Source organism: Streptomyces sp. NBC_00370, assembly GCF_036084755.1.
In the GTDB taxonomy this organism is placed as follows: Bacteria; Actinomycetota; Actinomycetes; order Streptomycetales; family Streptomycetaceae; genus Streptomyces.
The window spans coordinates 4,934,282-4,956,316 of sequence record NZ_CP107968.1 but is presented as its reverse complement, the minus strand read 5'-3'; the positions used below and the strand labels follow the sequence as shown (position 1 = coordinate 4,956,316).

Sequence of the window (22,035 nt, the reverse complement as noted above, 5' to 3'; positions counted from 1 at the left end):
TTTATCTGCGCGACGCAGCTTCTGCGCTACGCTGCACATCATGACCATTCTCGTCACCGGTAGCAGCGGCCGCGTCGGCGCCGCCCTCGTTCCCCTCCTGCACGGCGCGGGCCATGACGTACGCGCGGCCTCCCGTCGCCCGGAACGGCTGAGCCCCGTGCCGGGCGTCGAGGTGGTGGCGTGCGATCTGGGGGATCCCGGCACGTTCGCCGCCGCACTCGACGGCGTCGACTCCGTCTTCCTCTACGCCGAGCCCGCACATATCGGGGAGTTCGTCCGGCAGGCCCGGACGGCGGGAGTGACGCACATCGTGCTGCTCTCCTCCAGCTCCGTCGTCCTCCCCCGCGCCGACGACAATCCGATCGCCGTCGCCCATCTCGACGTCGAACGCGCCCTGACCGCCTCGCCGGTCGAGGCGACCTTCCTGCGCCCCGACGCCTTCGCGACCAACGCGTACCAATGGGCGGGTGCGGTGCGGACAACGGGCGCCGTGGACCTGCCGTACCCGCGGGCGTACACCAGCCCGATCCACGAGGCGGACATCGCCGACGCGGCGTTCGCGGCCCTGACCGAGGCCCGCCATCGCGGCGGGGCGTTCCTGCTGACCGGCCCCGAGTCGCTGACCTTCGCCGACCAGATCGCCGTCCTGGCGGAGATCACCGGCCGGGAGATCGCGGTCAACGCCCGCACGCCGGAAGCCTGGCGGGAAGCCACCTCCGCCTTCATGCCTCCGCCGGTCGCCAAGGCCCTGCTGCAGTACTGGGCGGCACAGGACGGCGTACGCAGCGAGGTCACGGACGCGATCCAGCACCTGACCGGCCACCCCGCCCGCACGTTCACGACCTGGGCAAGGGACCACGCGGCCGCGTTCGCTGACTGAGGCGCGCTAGGGGCTGCCGGGGGTGCGCAGGCGCTGGATCTGGGCCGCGCTGAGTTCGATCGTGCGCCGCATGTGCGTGATGAGCAGCGCGATCTCGGCGTCGTCGTACGCGTCGAACATCGCACCCCAGGGCGCGCGCAGCGTGTCCCAGACCTCGCCGAACCGCGCCATCCGCTCGGGCACGGTCGCGACGAGCACCTTCCGCCGGTCCCCGGTGTCGCGGCGGCGCGACACGTAACCGGCACGCTCCAGCCGGTCGACGAGCCGGGTGGCCGACCCGGTGGTGAGACCGGTGAGTTCGGCGATGCGCCCGGTGGTGACGGGGCCCGGCTCCAGGCTGAGCAGGTTGAGGCACTGGACGTCGGTCGGATGGAGCGACAGGTGATCGGCGACGGCCTGGTTGAACAGCGCGTACGACGCCATGTAGAGCCGCGAGGTGTCGGCCAGCTCGGCCAGCAGCCCGGGGCGCTCAGGGGTGTTCCGCTGCGGCATGCAGAGAGTGTACGGCGCAGACGACAGCCGCCCGCCGCCGCTCAGCAGGCGTACGGCCTCAGTAGGCGTACGCGTCGCCCGTGGCCGGCACGAGTACCCGGTGCCGGTTGTTGTCGGGGTTGCGGTCGCTGGCACCGCCGTTCCACACCGTGTCGATCTGCACGACCGCCTCGTCCGGATCGCCCACGGTCCGCAGCGCGATGGCCGTCTCGCCGCCCCGCCCGACGGCCCGCAGCTGCCCGGTGCGGCACAGTACGGTCCGGTCGCCGCCCCACAGACAGTTCGCGGGCAGCTCCTGGCCGCGCACCAGCGGCACCGAGAAGTCCAGCCGTACCGTCGCGTCGGCGACCGCCGAAGGGCCGTGGTTCTCGGAGGCGACCCGGACGCTCAGCTCGCCGCTCCACAGCGACAACCGCCCGTGGTGCGCCACATCGGCCTCGGGCGCGATCACACCCGTACCCGTAGCGGCAGCGGCACCAGCGCCCGAGTCGGCCTCGGCCGCCGCCCCGGCGCCCAGCACCACCACGGTCATCGCGGACACCACCACCAGCAGCGACTTACGCATTGGAGTCATGGCGGAAAGGTACAGATGATCACACCGCAACCCTGACCATCCGTCAGCCCGGCGCGCCCGCGATCACCCGCATGGCACGCTGTGCCCATGTACGTCCTCCGGTCCGCCGCCTTGTTCGTCGTCGCCGCCCTCTTCGAGATCGGCGGCGCCTGGCTCGTCTGGCAGGGCGTGCGCGGCGACGGCAACAGCGGCGGGCGTGGCTGGGTCTGGATCGGCGCGGGGGTCATCGCCCTCGGCGCGTACGGCTTCGTCGCGACGCTCCAGCCGGACGGCCAGTTCGGCCGGATCCTCGCCGCCTACGGCGGGGTCTTCGTGGCCGGCTCGATCCTCTGGGGCGTGGTCGCCGACGGCTACCGGCCGGACCGCTGGGACATCGGCGGCGCCATGGTCTGTCTGCTCGGCATGGGACTGATCATGTTCGCCCCCCGAGGGCACTGAATTCCCGTACCGGACCGCCCGTTTATCCTGGTCGGCACAGCCCACGGCCAGCACATCACCCCCACGCGCGAGGAGCACGCCATGACCGCCGCCGGTACCCGCATCGCCGTCGTCACCGGAGCGAGCAGCGGTATCGGCGCCGCCACGGCCCGGCAACTCTCCTCCGCCGGGTATCACGTCGTCGTCACCGCGCGCCGTAAGGACCGTATCGAGGCGCTGGCCGCCGAGATCACCGACGGCGGCGGGCAGGCCACCGCGTACGTCCTCGACGTCACGGACCGCGCCGCTGTCGACGCGTTCGCGGCCGACCTCGGCGGCTTCCCGTCCGTGGACGTGCTCGTGAACAACGCGGGCGGCGCGCTCGGCGCCGATCCGGTGGCCGACGGCAGCCCGGCCGAATGGCGCCAGATGTACGAGACGAACGTCATCGGCACCCTCAACGTCACCCAGGCCCTGCTCCCCGCCCTCACCGCGAGCGGGGACGGCACGGTGGTCGTCATCTCCTCCACGGCGGGCCTCGCCACGTACGAGGGCGGCGCCGGTTACGTCGCGGCCAAGCACGGCGCGCACGTCCTCGCGGAGACGCTCCGGCTCGAAATCGTCGGCACACCGGTGCGGGTGATCGAGATCGCCCCCGGCATGGTCAAGACCGAGGGCTTCGCCGTCACCCGCTTCCACGGCGACACGGAGAAGGCCGCGAAGGTCTACGCGGGGGTGGCGGAGCCCCTCACGTCCGACGACGTGGCCGAGACGGTCACCTGGGCGGTGACCCGTCCCAGCCACGTCAACATCGACCTGCTGGTGGTCAGGCCGCGCGCCCAGGCGTCCAACTCCAAGGTGCACAGGGAACTCTGAGGCCCGCAGGGCGCGCGGCTCAGCCCTTCACGCAGATGACCTGCTTCAGCTTCGCGACGACCTCGACCAGGTCGCGCTGCTGCTCGATGACCTGCTCGATCGGCTTGTAGGCCGCCGGTATCTCGTCCACCACACCGGAGTCCTTCCGGCACTCCACCCCGCGCGTCTGGTCCTCCAGGTCCCGCGTCGAGAAGCGCCGCTTCGCCGCGTTACGGCTCATCCGGCGTCCCGCGCCGTGCGAGGCCGAGTTGAACGCCGCCGCGTTCCCCAGGCCCTTCACGATGTACGACCCTGTCCCCATCGAGCCCGGGATGATCCCGTACTCGCCCGAGCCGGCGCGGATGGCGCCCTTGCGGGTGACCAGCAGGTCCATCCCGTCGTAGCGCTCCTCGCTGACGTAGTTGTGGTGGCAGGAGATCACCTCGCCGAAGGTCACCTTCGCCTTCCTGAACTCCCGCCGGATCACTTCCTGGGAGAGCGCCATCATGATCGCGCGGTTGTGCTTCGCGTACTCCTGCGCCCAGAACAGGTCGTTGCGGTACGCCGCCATCTGCGGGGTGTCGGCGACGAACACCGCGAGATCGCGGTCGACCAGTCCCTGGTTGTGCGGCAGGGACTGCGCCGTGCCGATGTGGTGGTCGGCCAGCTCCTTGCCGATGTTCCGCGATCCCGAGTGCAGCATGATCCACACGTCATCGTCGGAGTCGACGCACAGCTCCCAGAAGTGGTTCCCCGAGCCCAGCGTCCCCATCTGCTTCGTGGCGCGCTCCTGACGGAACTTGACCGAGTCCGCGACCCCGTCGAACCGGTCCCAGAACCCGTCCCAGCCCGCCGCCACCCCCGGCAGCCCGTACAGCCGGCCGGGTTCCACCGGATCAGCGTGCATACCTCGGCCCACCGGGATGGCCTGCTCGATCTTGGAGCGGAGCCGGGACAGGTCGCCCGGCAGGTCGTTCGCCGTCAGTGACGTACGGACCGCGGACATCCCGCAGCCGATGTCGACGCCCACCGCCGCAGGGCAGACAGCGCCGTGCATGGCGATGACGGAACCGACCGTCGCGCCCTTGCCGTAGTGGACGTCCGGCATCACGGCCAGGCCCTTGATCCAGGGCAGTGTGGCCACGTTCTCCAGCTGGCGCATCGCGACGTCCTCGACCGACGCGGGATCGGCCCACATACGGATCGGAACCTTCGCTCCGGGCAGCTCCACGTACGACATAATTTCCTCGATTCCCCCGAAAATTCTTGAAACGCAAAAACCGGAACGATGGCTGTGCAAAGGGACAGCCGACCAGCGTCGACGGCATCGCGTGCGATAGACATTGTGTCCATCGGCTGTCGTACGACGGCAAGCCGTTTTCGCGCGGGGCCCCGCGCGGAACCCCCGCACGCAAGGGAGCCCGGGACCGTGCAGCGAAAGGCGCGAAAGGCGTACGTACCCGGCGCGGCGGTGCTGCTCGTGGCACTCGCCGCCGGCTGTTCGTCCGGCGGCGGCACCGACGGGACCGCCACCGACGCCAAGGCGGGCGGCCCGACCGTGTCGGCGGCGGCGCCCGGCAAGTACCGCACGCTGCGTGAGCCGTGCGGTTCCGTGCCGCGCTCGACGCTGAAGACCCTGCTGCCCGGTATCGCGACCCTGCCCAAGGACCAGCAGGAGAAGGCGTACCAGGGCACCCCGGCCGTGACGTACGACACGGACCGCAGGGTCGGCTGCTCCTGGAAGTCCGACTCCCCCGACGAGTCGTACCAGCTGTCCGTCGACGTCGAGCGCGTCGTCTCGTACGACCCGACGGTGAGTGACGCGGACCAGGCGCAGGAGATCTACGCCAAGAAGCAGGACACCGCTCACCTGCCCTCGCCCAGCACCTCCCCGGCGCCGGACGCGAGCAACACCACCACGCCCCCCGCGAGCGGCGCGGCGGGCGGCAGCACGGCGCTGACGGGGGCGGCCCCGGGTGCCGTTTCGGGCTCGGCCTCCGGATCGGCCTCCGCCTCGGTGACCGACTCGCCTTCCTCCTCCACACCGCCCGGCGGGCCGGAGGAGGAGAGCGACGATCTCGAACCGCGCCGGCTGGACGGTCTCGGTGACGTGGCGTTCCTGAACGATGTCCTCGGCGGCAGCGGTTCGACCGTCCAGTCGCGCAAGGTGAGCGTGGTCTTCCGCACATCCAACGTCATCGTGACGATCGGCTACACCGAGCAGCCCGGCCGCGTCGGCGAGGTCCCCGACCGCAAAGAACTGCAGGAAAAGGCGCGGGGACTGGCCAAAACGCTGGCCGGCCAGTTCAACGAATAGCGGTCCGTGGCCCCCGCACGGGTCCGCCGCCCTGGAGCGGCGGAGTCCGGTTCCCCGGCACGCGGACGTGCCAGGGCGGTTACCGTGGCCGATCGGACCGTACGACCAATGACTGAAGGAACCATGCGCCGATCAGCTTCGCGACTCCCCCGCATTCTCGCCTGCGCAGCCGTTCCGGTGATGCTCGTCGTCGCCGGCTGCTCGTCCGGGTCGGACGACAAGAGCGACGCGGACGGACCGAGCAAGACCTCTTCTTCGCAGCCGTCACCCTCGGTCGCCCCCGCCAAGTTCAGCACGCTGCCCGACGCGTGCAAGACCGTGGGCGCCAAGACGATCGGCTCGCTCGTACCGAAGGCCAAGTCGAAGACCGGCACGCAGGGCAAGTCCACGGACGTGGCCACGCGCGGCGCCTGCTCGTGGAACGGCCTGGACGACAACGGCGTCAAGGGCTCGCAGTACCGCTGGCTGGACGTCTCCCTCATGCGCTACGACTCGGACGTGACGGTCGGCAGCGGCGCTTCGCGCGCGGGGAAGTTCTACGCCGAGGAGATCGCGGACGCGCAGGGGACGGTCGGCGCCAAGAGCGTGAAGACGGCGGCGGCGGCCGGTATCGGCGACCAGGCGTCCACGGTCACGTACACCCTGAAGAAGACCGGCGAGGACTTCTCGTACGCGACGGTCGTCGCCCGTACGGAGAACGTCGTGGTCACGCTGACGTACAACGGCGCGGGGTACGCGGGCGCGAAGTCGCCGAGCGTCGCGGACGTGTCGAAGGACGCGGCGAAGGCCGCGAAGGAGGCGGTCGCTTCGATCTCGGGCGGCAGCGCCGCGGCTGACTCGGGCTCGGGTTCGGGGACGGGTTCCGGTTCGGGACATTCGCCCGCACCCGGCAAGTCGTCGTCGGAGAAGCCCTCGAAGCCGTCCTCGTCCACCTCCCCGAAGCCGAAGTCGTCGACCGGCGACGCGTAGCCGCCGGACCGGCCGTTTTCCGGTCTTTGTCCGGTCCTTGGCCGGTCCTTTCCGCTGAGCCCGGCCCCGCGCGTACGGCCGGGCTCACCGCCCAGCGAAGCGGCGACCGCACACATGTGCCAGGCTGTGCCCGCCAGATGTCGGGCAGTCGAGCCCTGATTCGAGTACGGGGAGGGGATCGCGGGTGGCCGCGATGCAGCTGACACGCACGCACCGCATACTCATCGGCGTTGTGATCGCCGGTGCGGTGATCATCGCCGGGATCGGTTTCGCGGGTTCCTACGCGGCGGTGCGCGAACTCGCCGTGGAAAAAGGCTTCGGGAACTTCTCGTACTTCTTCCCCATAGGCATCGACGCGGGTATCTGCGTCCTGCTGTCGCTGGACCTCCTCCTCACCTGGATCCGGATCCCGTTCCCGCTGCTCCGCCAGGCGGCCTGGGTCCTGACGGCCGCCACGATCGCCTTCAACGGCGCCGCGGCCTGGCCGGACCCGCTGGGCGTCGGCATGCACGCCGTGATCCCGCTGCTGTTCATCGTCGCCGTCGAGGCGGCGCGCCACGCGGTCGGCCGGATCGCGGACATCACGGCCGACAAGCACATGGAGGGCGTGCGGCTCACCCGCTGGGTGCTGTCGCCCGTACCGACGTTCAAGCTGTGGCGCCGGATGAAGCTGTGGGAGCTGCGGTCGTACGAGCAGGTCATCAAGCTCGAACAGGACCGGCTCATCTACCAGTCGCGCCTCCAGGCGCGCTTCGGCCGCAACTGGCGGCGCAAGGCGCCCATCGAGTCGCTGATGCCGCTGCGGCTGGCGAAGTACGGGGTGCCGCTGGCCGACACCGCGCCGTCGGGCCTCGCGGCGGCCGGCATCGACCCGATGCTGCTGCCGGCGGCCCCGGTGACCCCGGTGGTGCCGGTGGTGGCGGAACTGCCGCAGGGGCAGCCGCAGATGCCGCAGCCGCAGCCGCAGATGCCGCAGCCGCAACTGCCGGGCCAGCAGCAACAACAGCTCCCGCAGCAGCAACAGCAACAACCGCTTCCGCAGCAACAGCCCGTCCCGCAGCAGGACTGGGCCCGGGACCAGGAGTGGTCCCAGGAGCAAGACTGGCCCCAGGAGCAGGAGTTCGCCCAGGAGAACCAGGGCAGCCCTTGGTTCGCCGCGCCGCAGGTCCCTGAGGGCGCCTACGAGGGCGCGTACAACCCGACGTACGTCGAGGGCCTGGAACCGACCCCGGTGATGATTCCTCAGCCCGAGGGCCCCGAGGGAAACGGCCGCCGCCCCCTGCGGGTGCCGGGCCAGCGGTCGGAGGAGCAGTACGAGCAGCAGCCCGTACCGGAGCAGCAGCCGGAACCGGAGCAACTGCCCGCCCCCACCCCGCCCGACGACCTCTCGTCGCGGGAGGAGACGTACTTCACCGCCTTCCGGAAGTACGTCAGCGAGCACGGTGACTTCCCCAACGCGCGCCAGTTCGGGCTGTACTTGCAGGATCTGTACGGCTTCAAGGGGCGCAGCGGCGGCCCGCTCAGCGAGAGCACGCTACGGGGCCCGCTGCGCGAGTTCCGCCACCGCTATCAGGCGGAGCTGGACGCGGACGCCGACGACTCCGAGCACATCGCGTAGCACGCGACGCACCCGGAGCCGACGAGGATCAGCCGGGGGTCAGGCGGGGGTCAGGCGCCCAGCAGCTTGCGCACCCGGTCGGCGCCCACCGCCAGCAGCAGCGTGGGCAGCCGGGGCCCGGTGTCCCTGCCGACCAGCAGCCGGTAGAGCAGCGCGAAGAACGACCGCTGCGCGGTCTTCAGCTCGGCCGTCGGCTTGGCGTCCGGCTCCAGGCCCGCCAGCGTCTTCGGTACGCCGTAGACGAGCGTCGTCAGCCCGTCCAGCGACCAGTGGCTGTCCAGACCCGCCAGCAGCAGCCGCAGCGCCTCGCGCGCCTGCTCGTCCAGCGAGCCGAGCAGCTCCTCGTCGGGCTCGGACCTGACGATCGTCCGGGCCTCGGCGGGCACCTGGCTCGTGATCCAGTTCTCGGCGCGGTCCAGCCGGGGGCGCGCCTCGTCGAGCGTGGCCAGCGGGTGCGCGGGGTCCAGCTCGCTGAGGATGCGCAGCGTCTGCTCCTCGGCCCCCGCCGTGACGTCCACGACGGACGCGAGCGTCCGGTACGGCAGCGGGTGCGGCGTGCGGGGCAGCTCGCCGTCGGCGGTGGACGCGGCGCGCGCGTACGCGGCGGCGTCGGCCGGCAGCACGGACCCGTCGGCGACCTTGCGCTCCAGGGCGTCCCACTCGTCGTACAGCCGCTGGATCTCCTGGTCGAAGGCGATCTTGAAGGACTGGTTGGGCCTGCGGCGCGCGTACAGCCAGCGCAGCAGCGGCGCCTCCATGATCTTCAGGGCGTCGGCCGGGGTGGGCACTCCGCCCTTGCTGGACGACATCTTGGCCATGCCGGAGATCCCGACGAAGGCGTACATCGGGCCGATCGGCTGCACGCCGTCGAAGATCTCCCGGACGATCTGGCCGCCGACGACGAACGAGGAGCCGGGCGAGGAGTGGTCGACACCGGACGGCTCGAAGATCACGCCCTCGTACGCCCAGCGCATCGGCCAGTCGACCTTCCAGACCAGCTTGCCGCGGTTGAACTCACTCAGCAGCACCGTCTCGCTGAAGCCGCAGGCCGCGCAGGTGTAGGTCAGCTCCGTCGTCGCGTCGTCGTACGACGTGACGGTGGTGAGGTCCTTGCCGCAGTCGCCGCAGTACGGCTTGTACGGGAAGTAGCCGGCGGAGCCGCCGCTGCCGTCGTCCTCGGCGGCGGCGCCGGAGCCTTCGGCGGCTTCGAGCTCGGCCTCCTCGGGCTTCTTCTGCTGCTGCTTGCCCTTGCCCTGACCGTCCTGCTTGGGCTTGTCCTTGGTGCGGTACCGGTCGAGGATCGCGTCGATGTCGGCGCGATGCCGCATCGCGTGCAGCACCTGCTCGCGGTAGACCCCGGCGGTGTACTGCGCGGTCTGGCTGATGCCGTCGTACGTGACGCCCAGCTCGGCCAGGGACTCGGTCAGGGCGGCCTTGAAGTGCTCGGCCCAGTTCGGGTACGGGGAGCCGGCCGGGGCGGGCACCGAGGTCAGCGGCTTGCCGATGTGCTCGGCCCAGGACTCGTCGACCCCCGCGACGCCGGCCGGGACCTTGCGGTAGCGGTCGTAGTCGTCCCAGGAGATCAGATGCCGGACCTCGTAGCCGCGCCTGCGGATCTCGTCGGCGACCAGGTGCGGGGTCATGACCTCGCGGAGGTTGCCCAGGTGGACCGGGCCGGAGGGAGAGATTCCGGACGCGACGACGACCGGTTTGCCAGGCGCACGTCGCTCCGACTCGGCGATGACATCGTCCGCGAAACGGGAGACCCAGTCGGTCTCGGTGCTCTGAGCCACGATCGGCACGTCCTTCTTTCTCGTACGCCTCGGCCGCGTCGGCAACGGGCGAAGGCCATTCTCCCAGGTACCACCGACAGAGCGAAAACGGGTTGATGGCCCATGGGATACTGGGGACACGACTCCCCGACGATTTCCCCACCCCTCAACAGGAATGGAAGCCGGCCCATGGCCTCGGTCCCCTCCCTCGCTTCGACCGTCGATCAGCGCATCGCGGACGCCCTCTCGGCTGCCCTGCCGGAGGCCGGTTCCGCGGATGTCCTGCTGCGACGCAGCGACCGGGCGGATTTCCAGGCCAACGGCATCCTGGCGCTGGCGAAGAAGCTGAAGGGGAACCCGAGGGAGCTGGCGACGAAGGTGGTAACGGATCTGACATCCGCCGACGCCTCCCCCTCCAGTCTGATCAAGGAGGTCGAGGTCTCAGGGCCGGGCTTCCTCAACATCACGGTCGCGGACCGGGCGATCATCGAGACGCTGGCCGCCCGCGCCGCCGACGACCGGCTCGGCGTGCCGTACACGGAGCACCCCGGCACGACCGTCATCGACTACGCCCAGCCGAACGTGGCGAAGGAGATGCACGTCGGGCATCTGCGGTCGGCGGTGATCGGCGCCGCGATGGTCGAGATCCTGGAGTTCACCGGCGAGAAGGTGATCCGGCGGCATCACATCGGCGACTGGGGCACCCAGTACGGCATGCTCATCCAGTACCTGATCGAGCACCCGCACGAGCTGGACCACGAGGGCGACGAGGTCGACGGCGAAGCCGCGATGTCCGCACTGAACCGCATCTACAAGGCCTCGCGGGCCGTCTTCGACTCCGACGAGGAGTTCAAGGACCGGGCACGGGACCGGGTGGTGGCCCTGCAGTCGGGGGACCCGGAGACCAGGGCGCTGTGGCAGCAGTTCGTGGACGAGTCGAAGATCTACTTCTACTCGGTCTTCAACAAGCTGGACATGGAGATCAGCGACCCCGACATCGTCGGTGAGTCCGCGTACAACGACATGCTGGACGAGACGTGCCGGCTCCTTGAGGAGTCGGGTGTCGCCGTGCGGTCCGAGGGCGCGCTCTGTGTCTTCTTCGACGACGTGAAGGGCCCGGACGGCAACAAGGTCCCGCTGATCGTCAAGAAGTCGAACGGCGGGTACGGCTACGCGGCCACGGACCTGTCGGCCATCAGGGACCGGGTCCAGGGCATCGGCGCGTCGACGCTCCTCTACGTGGTGGACGTACGGCAGTCGCTGCACTTCAAGATGGTCTTCGAGACGGCCCGCAGGGCGGGCTGGCTGAACGACGACGTCCAGGCGGTCCAGCTCGCGTTCGGCACGGTCCTCGGCAAGGACGGCAAGCCGTTCAAGACCCGTGAGGGCGAGACGGTCCGGCTGGAGGACCTGCTGGACGAGGCCGTGGAGCGGGCGACGGCGGTCGTCCGCGAGAAGGCCGAGCGGGCGGGCCTCGACGAGCGGGAGATCATCGAGAACGGCCGGTACGTGGGCATCGGCGCCGTGAAGTACGCGGACCTGTCGACGTCGGCCGTCCGGGACTACAAGTTCGACCTGGACCAGATGGTCTCGCTGACCGGCGACACGTCGGTCTACCTCCAGTACGCGTACGCCAGGAACCGCTCCATCCTCCGCAAGGCGGGCGACACCGTCCCCACCCCCCACCCGGAGCTGGAACTGGCCCCGGCAGAACGCGCCCTGGGCCTCCACCTGGACGCGTTCGCGGCGACCCTCGCCGAGGTGGCTACGGCGTACGAACCGCACAAGCTGACGGCGTACCTCTACCAACTGGCCTCGCACTACGCGACGTTCTTCGAACAGTGCCCGGTCCTGAAGGCAGACACCCCGGCCCAGGTCGAGAACCGCCTCTTCCTCTGCGACCTGACAGCCCGCACCCTCAAACAGGGCCTCACCCTCCTGGGCATCCGCGCCCCCGAGCGCCTGTAACACCACGGCGTGGCGCCGACCGTGTCGGCGACGAGCGCTGACGTCCCCCCGGTCGGCGTCATGCCGGGGGGATGTTGTGGTTCAGGCGGAACGTGTTGTTCGGGTCCCAGGTCGACTTCGTCCGCCGCAGGCGGGTGAAGGCGTCATCCGTGTAGGCGGTACGGACGCCGGCGGGGGTCGCGTCTTCCACGCCCAGGAAGTTGAGGTTCGCGCCTCCCGTGGCCCACGGGGTCAGTTTGCGGTGCAGGGTGTCTCGGGCTGCTCTGTCGGTGGTCGCGGCGCCCGTTCCCGTGAAGAGGGAGAAGGCCGCGTCCCGGCCGCCCACCGCGTTGGGGGTCTCCGGGGGACGGGCGTACGCGCCGCCGAAGTGGCGTAGTTCCGCCAGGAACGGGGCTCCCGCGTCCGGGCCTGCCAGGGTCAGGAGGGTGTCTGTGGCGGCCGGGTCCGGGTGGTGGAGCAGGAGGTTGCGGTCGTAGCTGACGTAGGACGCGTTCACCGGCTCGTGGTGGATCGTTCCGACGTCGGCGTACGGCATGTCCCGTACCGTGTCGAGCAGTCGGGGGCCCAGCGCCCGCAGCGGGTGGATCAGGCGCTCGCCGTCCGCCGTCCGGGTTGGGGTGTCCGGCGAGTACGCGATCCGTACGTGCGTCACGAAGTGGCCGCGCAGCGCCGCCAGTTGGCCCGGCAGGTCCATGTCCGGGTAGCGGAGCAGCAGTACGGACGACGCCATCTCCTCGGGCACCGTGCGCGTCCACTGCGCGTACGCGTGCAGGACGTCGGCGGTCGCTTCGCCGGGGAAGTACAGGCCGCCGCCGTACAGCCTGCCGACGGGGAACAGGTCCATCTCCATCTCCGCGACCACACCGAAGTTGTCCTTGCCGCCGCGCAGCGCCCAGAACAGCTCGGGATCGCTGTCGGCCGTCACCCGGCGCAACTCGCCCTCGGCGGTGACCACTTCGAGCCTGCGCACATGGTCCGCCGCATACCCGTACCGCCGTCCCAGCAGCCCCGCTCCGCCGCCGAGCGTGTAGCCGACCGCGCCGACGCTCGGACTCGATCCGTTGAGCGGGGCAAGACCGTACGGCGTCGTCGCGGCCAGCACATGCCGCCACCGCGCCCCGGCGGCGACCACCGCCGTCCGCCGCGCCGGGTCGACCCGTACCTGGTCCATCCGCCGCGTGGCGATCAGCACCCCGTCGTCCCCCGCCGCCACCGCAGGACCGTGCCCGGTCGCCAGCACCCCGACCGCCCGGCCGGTTGCCGCCGCCCCCCGTACGGCGGCAACCACATCGTCGGCACCGACCGCGCCCACCACGAGAGCCGGCCGGTGCTCGGCCGCGAGGTTCAGTCCTGCGCGCTCGGTGTCGTACGCGGCGTCGTCCGGCCGGAACACCGGGCCTGCGAAGTCGTTCATACAGGTCACGGTAGGAAAGTGCGGCGCTCGGCGTCTTGTACGAATCGGACACTGGTTGACTGGGGCCGTGGACGCCCTCACGATCGACGCGGACCTCGTCCGCGCCCTGGTACGCGACCAGCATCCCGACCTCGCCCACCTCGACGTACGCGAGGTGCCCGGCGGCTGGGACAACCAACTGTGGCGGCTCGGCAACGACTTGGCCGTACGCATGCCACGCACCGAGCGCGCGCCCGCCCTCCTGCGCACCGAACACCGCTGGCTGCCCACGCTGGCGCCGCGCCTTCCGCTGCCGGTCCCCACCCCCGTACGGATCGGTGAGCCGTCCGCACGCTTCCCCAAGACCTGGACCGTCGCCACCTGGGTGCACGGCGAACCGGCCGACCGCGCCCCGATCAGCGACGCCGGCGCCGCCGACACCCTGGCCGCCTTCCTCACCGCGCTCCACGAAAAGGCACCCGCCGACGCACCGGTCAGTGCGGACCGAGGCGTTCCGCTGACCCAGCTCTCCGACGGTATGACGAGGTCGCTCGACGACTTCCCCGAGTTCCCCGGACTTCGCGACATCTGGCAGCAGGCCGTCACCGCCCCCGAGTGGCACGGCCCCCCGCTGTGGCTGCACGGCGACCTTCACCCGGCCAACGTCGTGGTCAGCGACGGCACACTCGCCGGCGTGATCGACTTCGGCGACCTGTGCGCGGGCGACCCGGCGGTCGATCTCGCGGCGGCGTGGGTGCTGCTCCCCGAAGGGGCCGCGGCGCGCCTCTTCGACGCGTATCCGCACACGGACGACGCGCTGATCCGCCGCGCCCGTGGCCTGGCCGCAGCGAAGTGCCTCTTCCTCATCCAGATGGGCCGCAACGGCGAACTCGGCCTGCCCGGCGGCAAACCCGGCTGGGGGCCGGTGGGCCACCGGGCACTCGCCCGCGTCCTGGCACCGGCGCCAGCACCGGCACCGGCCTCGGCAGCGGCACCGGCACCGAGGCCGACCGGAAACTGAACCCCTCAGCGACCCAGCTTCTGCGCGACCTCCGTCGCCCAGTACGTCAGGATCGTGCCCGCGCCCGCCCGCTTGATCCCGGTGAGGGTCTCCATGATCGCCGCGTCGCGGTTGATCCAGCCCTTCTCCGCCGCCGCCTCGATCATCGCGTACTCGCCGGAGATCTGGTACGCCGCCACCGGCACGTCCGACTCGGCCGCGACGCGCGCGACGATGTCCAGGTACGGCAGGGCCGGCTTGACCATCACCATGTCGGCGCCCTCTTCGAGGTCGAGCGCCAGCTCGCGCAGGGCCTCGCGGGCGTTGGCCGGGTCCTGCTGGTACGTCTTGCGGTCGCCGCTCAGCGACGAGGCGACGGCCTCGCGGAACGGGCCGTAGAACGCCGACGAGTACTTCGCCGTGTACGCGAGGATCGCGACGTCCTCGTGGCCCGCGCCGTCCAGGGCCTCGCGGACCACCCGCACCTGACCGTCCATCATGCCGCTCGGGCCCACCATATGGACTCCGGCGTCGGCCTGGACGCGGGCCATCTCGGCGTACCGCACCAGCGTCGCGTCGTTGTCGACCCGGCCCTGGTCGTCCAGGACACCGCAGTGGCCGTGGTCGGTGTACTCGTCCAGGCACAGGTCCGACATGATGACGAGGTCGTCGCCGACCTCGGCCTTCACGGCGCGGATCGCGACCTGCAGGATGCCCTGCGGGTCGGTGCCTGCCGTGCCCGTCGCGTCCTTCTTGTCGTCGTCCGGGACCCCGTAGATCATGAACCCGGAGACGCCGGCGGCGACCGCGTCGGCCGCCGCCTTGCGCAGCGAGTCCAGCGAGTGCTGGACGACCCCGGGCATCGCCGAGATGGCGACGGGCTCGGCCGCGCCCTCCCGTACGAACGCGGGCAGGATCAGGTCCGCCGGATGCAGCCGTGTCCCGGCCACCATCCGCCGCACCGTCGGGTTGACCCTGAGCCTGCGCGGGCGCGCGCCGGGAAAGGATCCGTACTCACTCATCGTCCATCGCCTCTTGCGTCGTGAGGGTCGTCCCGCAGCGGGGCGGGTGTGCTCAGGTGGTGCGCCGCCGCCGGCCGCCCGGACGGCGCTCGCTCGGCCGGGTGACCGTCTCGCCCGCCTCCCGCGCCGACTCGCGGCGCCGCGTACCGAACGCGGCGAGCGCCTCGGCCAGCTTGTGGACCGACGGCTCCGGTGAGAGGACGTCGACCCGCAGCCCGTGCTCCTCGGCCGTCTTCGCCGTCGCCGGGCCGATACAGGCGATCACCGTCACGTTGTGCGGCTTGCCCGCGATCCCGACCAGGTTGCGCACGGTCGAGGACGACGTGAACAGCACGGCGTCGAAACCGCCGCCCTTGATCGCCTCACGGGTCTCGGCCGGCGGCGGCGACGCGCGCACGGTGCGGTACGCCGTGACGTCGTCCACCTCCCAGCCCAGCTCGATGAGGCCGGCGACCAGGGTCTCGGTCGCGATGTCGGCGCGCGGCAGGAACACCCGGTCGATCGGGTCGAAGACCGGATCGTACGGCGGCCAGTCCTCCAGGAGTCCGGCGGCCGACTGCTCGCCGCTGGGCACCAGGTCCGGCTTGACGCCGAAGTCGACCAGCGAGGCCGCCGTCTGGTCGCCGACGGCGGCGACCTTGATCCCGGCGAAGGCTCGGGCGTCGAGCCCGTACTCCTCGAACTTCTCCCGCACGGCCTTGACCGCGTTGACCGAGGTGAACGCGATCCACTCGTAGCGGCCCGTCACCAGGCCCTTGACCGCGCGCTCCATCTGCTGGGGCGTACGCGGCGGTTCGACGGCGATGGTCGGCACCTCGTGCGGCACCGCGCCGTACGACCTGAGCTGGTCGGAGAGCGAGGCGGCCTGCTCCTTCGTGCGCGGCACGAGCACCTTCCAGCCGAACAGCGGCTTGGACTCGAACCAGGCGAGCTGGTCACGCTGGGCGGCCGAACTGCGTTCGCCGACCACGGCTATGACGGGCTGGTGTCCGTCCGGGGACGGCAGCACCTTGGCCTGCTTGAGCGTCTGCGCGATCGTGCCGAGCGTGGCGGTCCAGGTGCGCTGCCGGGTCGTCGTACCGGCGACGGTGACGGTCATCGGGGTGTCCGGCTTGCGGCCGGCCGCGACGAGTTCACCGGCGGTGGCGCCGACGGCGTCGAGCGTCGTGGAGACGACGGCCGTGCCGTCGCTCGCGCCGACCTCGGTCCAGCAGCGCTCGCTGGCGGTCCTGGCGTCCACGAAGCGCACGTCCGTGCCCTGCGCGTCGCGCAGCGGCACCCCGGCGTAGGCCGGCACGCCGACCGCGGCCGCGATACCGGGCACCACCTCGAAGGGGATGCCGGCGGTCGCGCAGGCGAGCATCTCGGCGCCGGCGTCGCCGTCGAGACCGGGATCGCCCGTGACGGCACGGACGACCCGCTTGCCGCCCCGCGCGGCCTCCATGACAAGATTGGCCGCATCCCTGATCGCGGGGATCCCGGCGGCTGTTGACACATCGTCAACGACCGTCAGAGCAGGCGTGCTCACACTCGCACGGGCATGGCTGCGTACAACATCGAGCACATCCGGCTCGGCAATCAGTACATCCGCCCCCGCGAGCGCCTCGACGGCGCGGAGTGTCAGCAGACCCGGGTCTCCGGGTCCGGCACCGAGGAAGGTGACGTGCCCTGATGTGGAGTAGGCCGGAAGGTCAGTGGCGGTGGCGCTCAAAGTGCTCGCTCCCCCATAAGACCGGCCGCACCCTTGGCGAGCATCTCGGACGCGAGTTCGCGACCGAGCGCGACGGCGTCGCCATGCGACGTGGGTACAGGACCGGTGGTGGACAGCTGCACCAGCGTCGAACCGTCGGTTGTCCCGACGACCCCCCGCAGGCGCATTTCGTTGACAGCCTGTCCGTCGTCCAGCAGGTCGGCCAGAGCACCCACAGGTGCGCTGCAGCCGGCCTCCAGGGCGGCGAGCAGGGAACGCTCGGCGGTCACGGCGGCCCGGGTGCCCGGGTCGTCGAGTCCGGCGAGCAAAGCGGCGAGATCTACGTTGACCGCGGCGCACTCTACTGCGAGAGCCCCTTGACCGGGGGCGGGCAGGACGGTGTCGGCCGACAGGACGTCGGTCACCTCGCCGGTCATGCCTATCCGGTGGAGCCCCGCCGCGGCGAGTACGACGGCGTCGAACTCCCCGCTGTGGACGTATCCGACGCGGGTGTCGATGTTCCCCCGGATCGGCACGGTTTCTATCCGGCGGCCGTGGCCGCGCGCGTACGCGTTGAGCTGCGCGGACCTGCGCGCCGAACCCGTACCGACCCGGGCGCCGTCGGGCAACTGCTCGAACGTCAGCCCGTCCCGTGCGACCAGGACGTCCCTCGGGTCGGCGCGCGGCGGCACGGCCGCGATCACCAGCTCGTCGGGCTGGGCCGTCGGCAGGTCCTTCAGGGAGTGCACGGCGAAGTCGACCTCGCCGCGCAGCAGTGCATCGCGCAGCGCGGTGGCGAACACGCCGGTGCCGCCGATCTGCGCCAGCAGCTCACGGGACGTGTCCCCGTACGTGGTGATCTCGACCAGCTCGACCGGCCTGCCGGTCAGCTCGGTCACCGCTCGGGCCACCAGTGCGGACTGGGCCTTGGCGAGCTTGCTGCGCCGCGTTCCCAGCCTCAGTGGCCTGTTGTCCGGCGTGTTCTCCGGCGTGCTGCCCGGCGTGCTCTCCGGTGTCAGGGCCTTGTCCGGCCTCAGGGGCCTGTGTGCCTCGGTCATACCTGCCCTCTGCCTACACCGTCAGTGGTGTCATTCAGGTCGGCCCTGCTGACGGCGGCGACCGTCTGCGGGTCGATGTCGAAAAGTTCCCGCAGGGCGTCCGCGTACCCGGCGCCGCCGGGTTCGCTGGCCAGCTGCTTCACGCGCACGGTGGGCGCGTGCAGCAGTTTGTCGACGACGCGGCGTACGGTCCTGGTGATCTCGGCGCGCTGCCTGTCGTCGAGCCCCGGCAGCCTGCCTTCGAGCCGCGCGACCTCGCTGCTCACCACGTCGGCCGCCATCGCGCGCAGCGCGACCACGGTCGGAGTGATGTGCGCGGCGCGCTGAGCCGCCCCGAAGGCGGCCACCTCGTCGGAGACGATGGTGCGTACCTGGTCGACGTCGGCCGCCATCGGCGCGTCGGCCGAGGCCTCGGCAAGGGACTCGATGTCCACGAAGCGGACCCCGCCCAGCCGGTGCACGGCGGCGTCGATGTCGCGCGGCATGGCCAGGTCGAGCAGGGCGAGCCGGTCGGTACGGTCGGTGCGCCCCGCCAGCGCGGCCTCGACGGCGACGACGCTCAGCACGAGCCCGGTCGAACCCGTACAGGACACGGCGATGTCGGCGCGCTTCAGCTCGTCGCCGACGGCCGCCATGTCGACGGCGCGCGCCGCGACGCCCGTACCGCCGGGCCCGGTGAGGATCTCCACGAGCCGGTCGGCGCGAGCCGCCGTGCGGTTGGCGACGACGATCTCGGCGACACCGGCCCTGGCCAGCGTGGCCGCGGCGAGCGAGGACATCGAGCCGGCGCCGATGACGAGCGCACTCTTGCCCTTGGCCCATACGTCCACGGCGCCGCCCGCCGGGCCGGCCGCGAGCTGTTCGAGGCCGAAGGTGACGAGCGACTGTCCCGCCCTGTCGATACCGGTCTCGCTGTGCGCGCGCTTGCCGACCCGCAGGGCCTGCTGGAAGAGGTCGTTGAGCAGCCGTCCCGCGGTGTGCAGCTCCTGGCCGAGGGCGAGCGCGTCCTTGATCTGGCCGAGGATCTGGCCCTCGCCGACGACCATCGAGTCGAGTCCGCACGCCACCGACAGCAGGTGGTGGACGGCGCGGTCCTCGTAGTGCACATAAAGATAAGGAGTGAGCTCGTCCAGGCCGACGGAGCTGTGCTGCGCGAGCAGCGTCGACAGCTCGGCGACGCCCGCGTGGAACTTGTCCACGTCGGCGTAGAGCTCGATGCGGTTGCAGGTGGCGAGGACGGCCGCCTCCGTCGCCGGCTCGGCGGCCAGCGAGTCCCGCAGCAGTTTCACCTGAGAGTCGGAGTCGAGCGACGCGCGCTCCAGCACACTCACCGGCGCGCTGCGGTGGCTCAGTCCGACGACCAGAAGACTCATGCCGGCATCACCGCGGGGACGTCCCCGTCGGGTCCCTTCCGGCCGGGGGCGGTGCCGTCCTGCGCGGCCGAAGCCTCGGCCGCAGGATCGGCGGCGGGTTCGGCGGGCGGTGCCGGGGGCGCGACGGGCGGCGGCGCCGCCGCTGCTTCCGCCGCCTCGGCAGCGGCGTCCTCGCCGGCCTTGCGCTGCTCGTGGAAGGCGAGGATCTGCAGCTCGATGGAGAGATCGACCTTGCGCACGTCGACACCGTCGGGAACGGTCAGGACGGTCGGCGCGAAGTTGAGGATGGACGTGACACCGGCGGCGACGAGCCGTTCACAGACGGCCTGCGCCGCTCCCGCGGGGGTGGCGATGACACCGATCGAGACACCGTTGTCACTGATGATCTTCTCCAGCTCGTCCGAGTGCTGGACGGGCATCCCGGCGACCGGCTTGCCGGCCATCGCGGGATCGGCGTCTATCAGGGCCGCGACCCGGAAGCCGCGCGAGGCGAACCCGCCGTAATTGGCGAGCGCCGCGCCGAGGTTACCGATACCGACGATCACGACCGGCCAGTCCTGGGTGAGGCCGAGCTCACGCGAGATCTGGTACACGAGATACTCGACGTCGTAGCCCACACCGCGGGTCCCGTAGGAGCCGAGGTACGAGAAGTCCTTGCGCAGCTTCGCGGAGTTGACCCCGGCGGCCGCGGCCAGTTCCTCGGACGAGACCGTGGGGACCGAGCGCTCCGAAAGTCCGGTGAGCGCTCGCAGATACAGCGGAAGCCGGGCGACGGTTGCCTCGGGGATTCCTCGGCTACGGGTCGCCGGTCGGTGAGTTCGGCCAGTTGCCACGGTGCTCCTGCGGGATGAGCGGGGCTGCAGGCGGCCGTATGTCCCAGGACCGCCCCGTCGAATGCAGGCTATGTCTTTGTGAACGCGTGCACAAAGATGGTGTCCGCTTTGTCCGAGCAAAGTGACCGGGGTCACGCGTCCCGATCGACCGCCGGAGGAACCGCCGGCCACGTCAGCCCGTTGCACACACGAAGGGGGCAAAGCCGCACACACTCCTCACGAATACGCCCCCGGGACCTGAGAAAACACCAGCAAAGCGCCCACGATGGTAACCGCCTTTTCGGTCAGGCCCCCAGTTCGCGACGGAGCCGATCGGCGTCCACCCGCCAGAACGTGTGCTGCTCGCCGTCGACCAGGACCACCGGAATCTGCTCCCAGTACTCCCGGTGCAGCGCCTCGTCCCGCGAGATGTCCTTCTCCTCCCAGACCGCACCCGTCTCGGCGCACACGGCCTCGACGACCGAGCGCGCGTCGTCGCAGAGATGACACCCCGGTTTGGAGATGAGCGTCACAACACGCTCGGCCGCATCCTTCTTCTTCACGCCACGCCGCAACAGAGGACTCATGGACCCCATTCTCCGCCCGACCGGCGCGAGAAGCCGCCGGTCATCCACAGCCGCCCAGGATCTCCCGATTAACACACCGGTCGTGGAGAGTTCACGCCCCCGGCGCCACGACACGTCAGGAACTGACAGACAGACTGGCTATGCTCACGATATGGCCGCACTGGGATGGCTCACCCCCCGTAGGCGCTCCGCGACACCCCGGAGCGTGCTGGCAGGCGAAGCCGCAGCCGAGGCAGCACGCAAGTCCTCGCAAGGCTCCCAGGTCCTGCCGGACCTGCTGGACCAGCAGGACCCGGCAGCGCGGGGCGCGGACGAAGACCCCGGGCGGACGCCCGACTTCCCCGTCATCGGCGACGAGCGGGCAGCCGCCTTCTTCGACCTCGACAACACCGTGATGCAGGGCGCCGCGATCTTCCACTTCGGCCGCGGCCTCTACAAGCGGAAGTTCTTCCAGCGCCGCGAGCTGGCCAGGTTCGCCTGGCAGCAGGCGTGGTTCAGGCTGGCAGGCGTCGAGGACCCGGAACACATGCAGGACGCGCGCGACAGCGCCCTGTCCATCGTCAAGGGCCACCGCGTCTCCGAGCTGATGTCGATCGGCGAGGAGATCTACGACGAATACATGGCCGACCGCATCTGGCCGGGCACCCGCGCCCTCGCCCAGGCCCACCTCGACGCCGGCCAGCAGGTCTGGCTCGTCACGGCGGCGCCCGTCGAGACGGCGACCATCATCGCCCGCAGGCTCGGCCTGACCGGCGCGCTGGGCACCGTCGCCGAATCCGTCGACGGCGTGTACACGGGCAAGCTCGTCGGCGAGCCGCTGCACGGCCCGGCCAAGGCCGAGGCCGTACGGGCGCTCGCCGCGGCCGAGGGGTTCGACCTCGAACGCTGCGCCGCGTACAGCGACTCCCACAACGACATCCCGATGCTCTCGCTCGTCGGGCACCCGTACGCGATCAACCCGGACACCAAACTCCGCAAGCACGCGCGGCAGCTGGACTGGCGCCTGCGCGACTACCGCACCGGCCGCAAGGCGGCCAAGGTCGGCATCCCGGCCGCCGCCGGAGTGGGCGCCCTCGCGGGCGGTACGGCAGCCGCCGTGGCGCTGCGCCGCCGCTACCGCTGACAGGTATCCGCCACACCCCCGGAGCGGTCCGGCCGCGGACAGATCTTGACGCAATCTGATCAATTAGCGATCACGATGTGCGACTTAAAGCGCTACCCAGACGCCACAGAAGCGA

Annotated in this window: 20 protein-coding genes; 9 read left to right on the top strand and 11 right to left on the bottom strand. The window is 70.9% G+C overall.

Annotated elements, in window-relative coordinates; genetic code table 11:
• Positions 1-40: 40 nt before the first annotated feature.
• The gene (locus OHS57_RS22150) at positions 41-880 is read left to right on the top strand and encodes an NAD(P)H-binding protein (RefSeq protein ID WP_328583115.1); all 840 of its coding nucleotides are present in this window, start codon (positions 41-43) and stop codon (positions 878-880) included.
• 6 nt (positions 881-886) lie between these two features.
• Here OHS57_RS22150 and OHS57_RS22145 read toward each other — a convergent pair whose 3' ends face one another.
• Both OHS57_RS22145 and OHS57_RS22140 read right to left on the bottom strand, forming a co-directional pair.
• On the bottom strand, positions 887-1,372 hold the full coding sequence (locus OHS57_RS22145) for a MarR family winged helix-turn-helix transcriptional regulator (protein ID WP_041986149.1): 486 nt from the start codon (positions 1,370-1,372) through the stop codon (positions 887-889).
• 58 nt (positions 1,373-1,430) lie between these two features.
• Positions 1,431-1,946, bottom strand: coding sequence for a hypothetical protein (locus OHS57_RS22140; protein WP_241778496.1), 516 nt, complete (start codon positions 1,944-1,946; stop codon positions 1,431-1,433).
• An 87-nt stretch (positions 1,947-2,033) separates the two neighbouring features.
• Between OHS57_RS22140 and OHS57_RS22135 the strand changes: the two genes are divergently transcribed.
• A complete protein-coding gene (locus OHS57_RS22135; RefSeq protein WP_041986152.1) occupies positions 2,034-2,384 on the top strand; it encodes a YnfA family protein in 351 nt (116 codons plus the stop codon).
• Positions 2,385-2,465: 81 nt separating this feature from the next.
• Entirely contained in the window at positions 2,466-3,239 is a 774-nt protein-coding gene (locus tag OHS57_RS22130; protein ID WP_328583114.1) for an SDR family oxidoreductase, read from the top strand.
• A 19-nt stretch (positions 3,240-3,258) separates the two neighbouring features.
• Here OHS57_RS22130 and OHS57_RS22125 read toward each other — a convergent pair whose 3' ends face one another.
• A complete protein-coding gene (locus OHS57_RS22125; RefSeq protein WP_328583113.1) occupies positions 3,259-4,458 on the bottom strand; it encodes an RtcB family protein in 1,200 nt (399 codons plus the stop codon).
• Between the two features lie 189 nt (positions 4,459-4,647).
• Between OHS57_RS22125 and OHS57_RS22120 the strand changes: the two genes are divergently transcribed.
• The 3 genes from OHS57_RS22120 (at position 4,648) to OHS57_RS22110 (ending at position 8,122) form a co-directional block, all read left to right on the top strand.
• Positions 4,648-5,535 (top strand): DUF3558 domain-containing protein, encoded by an 888-nt coding sequence (locus OHS57_RS22120; RefSeq protein ID WP_328583112.1) that lies wholly within the window; start codon positions 4,648-4,650, stop codon positions 5,533-5,535.
• Positions 5,536-5,658: 123 nt separating this feature from the next.
• Positions 5,659-6,504, top strand: coding sequence for a DUF3558 domain-containing protein (locus OHS57_RS22115; RefSeq protein WP_328583111.1), 846 nt, complete (start codon positions 5,659-5,661; stop codon positions 6,502-6,504).
• Positions 6,505-6,688: 184 nt separating this feature from the next.
• A complete protein-coding gene (locus tag OHS57_RS22110) occupies positions 6,689-8,122 on the top strand; it encodes a DUF2637 domain-containing protein (RefSeq protein ID WP_328583110.1) in 1,434 nt (477 codons plus the stop codon).
• A 50-nt stretch (positions 8,123-8,172) separates the two neighbouring features.
• On the opposite strand, the gene lysS is transcribed toward OHS57_RS22110, so the two are convergent.
• A complete protein-coding gene (gene lysS / locus OHS57_RS22105) occupies positions 8,173-9,924 on the bottom strand; it encodes a lysine--tRNA ligase (RefSeq protein WP_041986165.1) in 1,752 nt (583 codons plus the stop codon).
• A gap of 159 nt (positions 9,925-10,083) precedes the next feature.
• Here lysS and argS point away from each other — a divergent pair, with 159 nt between their 5' ends.
• The gene (gene argS / locus OHS57_RS22100) at positions 10,084-11,862 is read left to right on the top strand and encodes an arginine--tRNA ligase (protein WP_328583109.1); all 1,779 of its coding nucleotides are present in this window, start codon (positions 10,084-10,086) and stop codon (positions 11,860-11,862) included.
• A 58-nt stretch (positions 11,863-11,920) separates the two neighbouring features.
• Here argS and OHS57_RS22095 read toward each other — a convergent pair whose 3' ends face one another.
• Entirely contained in the window at positions 11,921-13,276 is a 1,356-nt protein-coding gene (locus tag OHS57_RS22095) for an FAD-binding protein (protein ID WP_328583108.1), read from the bottom strand.
• Between the two features lie 67 nt (positions 13,277-13,343).
• On the opposite strand from OHS57_RS22095, the gene OHS57_RS22090 reads away from it, so the two are divergent.
• On the top strand, positions 13,344-14,276 hold the full coding sequence (locus tag OHS57_RS22090) for an aminoglycoside phosphotransferase family protein (protein WP_328583107.1): 933 nt from the start codon (positions 13,344-13,346) through the stop codon (positions 14,274-14,276).
• A gap of 5 nt (positions 14,277-14,281) precedes the next feature.
• Here OHS57_RS22090 and hemB read toward each other — a convergent pair whose 3' ends face one another.
• From hemB to OHS57_RS22060, 6 genes are all read right to left on the bottom strand, one after another.
• The gene (gene hemB / locus OHS57_RS22085; RefSeq protein WP_328583106.1) at positions 14,282-15,277 is read right to left on the bottom strand and encodes a porphobilinogen synthase; all 996 of its coding nucleotides are present in this window, start codon (positions 15,275-15,277) and stop codon (positions 14,282-14,284) included.
• Between the two features lie 52 nt (positions 15,278-15,329).
• On the bottom strand, positions 15,330-16,988 hold the full coding sequence (locus tag OHS57_RS22080) for a uroporphyrinogen-III synthase (RefSeq protein WP_041986180.1): 1,659 nt from the start codon (positions 16,986-16,988) through the stop codon (positions 15,330-15,332).
• The gene (gene hemC / locus OHS57_RS22075; protein ID WP_078863478.1) at positions 16,985-18,025 is read right to left on the bottom strand and encodes a hydroxymethylbilane synthase; all 1,041 of its coding nucleotides are present in this window, start codon (positions 18,023-18,025) and stop codon (positions 16,985-16,987) included. Before hemC ends, OHS57_RS22080 begins: the two co-directional genes overlap by 4 nt.
• On the bottom strand, positions 18,022-19,398 hold the full coding sequence (locus tag OHS57_RS22070; protein WP_041986183.1) for a glutamyl-tRNA reductase: 1,377 nt from the start codon (positions 19,396-19,398) through the stop codon (positions 18,022-18,024). Before OHS57_RS22070 ends, hemC begins: the two co-directional genes overlap by 4 nt.
• Positions 19,395-20,231, bottom strand: coding sequence for a redox-sensing transcriptional repressor Rex (locus tag OHS57_RS22065; RefSeq protein WP_328583105.1), 837 nt, complete (start codon positions 20,229-20,231; stop codon positions 19,395-19,397). The genes OHS57_RS22070 and OHS57_RS22065 overlap by 4 nt, the downstream gene beginning before the upstream one ends.
• A gap of 284 nt (positions 20,232-20,515) precedes the next feature.
• Positions 20,516-20,797: a glutaredoxin family protein gene (locus OHS57_RS22060; protein ID WP_328583104.1), complete on the bottom strand. Its 282-nt coding sequence runs from the start codon at positions 20,795-20,797 to the stop codon at positions 20,516-20,518.
• 151 nt (positions 20,798-20,948) lie between these two features.
• Here OHS57_RS22060 and OHS57_RS22055 point away from each other — a divergent pair, with 151 nt between their 5' ends.
• Positions 20,949-21,920 carry an HAD family hydrolase gene (locus OHS57_RS22055; protein WP_328583103.1) on the top strand — a complete coding sequence of 324 codons (972 nt, stop codon included), beginning with the start codon at positions 20,949-20,951 and terminating at the stop codon, positions 21,918-21,920.
• Positions 21,921-22,035 lie beyond the last annotated feature (115 nt).

What these genes read in the sequence shown, in the direction of transcription:
- OHS57_RS22150 (WP_328583115.1), top strand. Translation starts at nt 41, where the DNA reads ATGACCATTCTCGTCACCGGTAGCAGCGGCCGCGTCGGCGCCGCCCTC.
- OHS57_RS22145 (WP_041986149.1), bottom strand. Translation starts at nt 1,372, where the DNA reads ATGCCGCAGCGGAACACCCCTGAGCGCCCCGGGCTGCTGGCCGAGCTG.
- OHS57_RS22140 (WP_241778496.1), bottom strand. Translation starts at nt 1,946, where the DNA reads ATGACTCCAATGCGTAAGTCGCTGCTGGTGGTGGTGTCCGCGATGACC.
- OHS57_RS22135 (WP_041986152.1), top strand. Translation starts at nt 2,034, where the DNA reads ATGTACGTCCTCCGGTCCGCCGCCTTGTTCGTCGTCGCCGCCCTCTTC.
- OHS57_RS22130 (WP_328583114.1), top strand. Translation starts at nt 2,466, where the DNA reads ATGACCGCCGCCGGTACCCGCATCGCCGTCGTCACCGGAGCGAGCAGC.
- OHS57_RS22125 (WP_328583113.1), bottom strand. Translation starts at nt 4,458, where the DNA reads ATGTCGTACGTGGAGCTGCCCGGAGCGAAGGTTCCGATCCGTATGTGG.
- OHS57_RS22115 (WP_328583111.1), top strand. Translation starts at nt 5,659, where the DNA reads ATGCGCCGATCAGCTTCGCGACTCCCCCGCATTCTCGCCTGCGCAGCC.
- argS (WP_328583109.1), top strand. Translation starts at nt 10,084, where the DNA reads ATGGCCTCGGTCCCCTCCCTCGCTTCGACCGTCGATCAGCGCATCGCG.
- OHS57_RS22095 (WP_328583108.1), bottom strand. Translation starts at nt 13,276, where the DNA reads ATGAACGACTTCGCAGGCCCGGTGTTCCGGCCGGACGACGCCGCGTAC.
- hemB (WP_328583106.1), bottom strand. Translation starts at nt 15,277, where the DNA reads ATGAGTGAGTACGGATCCTTTCCCGGCGCGCGCCCGCGCAGGCTCAGG.
- hemC (WP_078863478.1), bottom strand. Translation starts at nt 18,025, where the DNA reads ATGACCGAGGCACACAGGCCCCTGAGGCCGGACAAGGCCCTGACACCG.
- OHS57_RS22070 (WP_041986183.1), bottom strand. Translation starts at nt 19,398, where the DNA reads ATGAGTCTTCTGGTCGTCGGACTGAGCCACCGCAGCGCGCCGGTGAGT.
- OHS57_RS22060 (WP_328583104.1), bottom strand. Translation starts at nt 20,797, where the DNA reads ATGAGTCCTCTGTTGCGGCGTGGCGTGAAGAAGAAGGATGCGGCCGAG.
- OHS57_RS22055 (WP_328583103.1), top strand. Translation starts at nt 20,949, where the DNA reads ATGGCCGCACTGGGATGGCTCACCCCCCGTAGGCGCTCCGCGACACCC.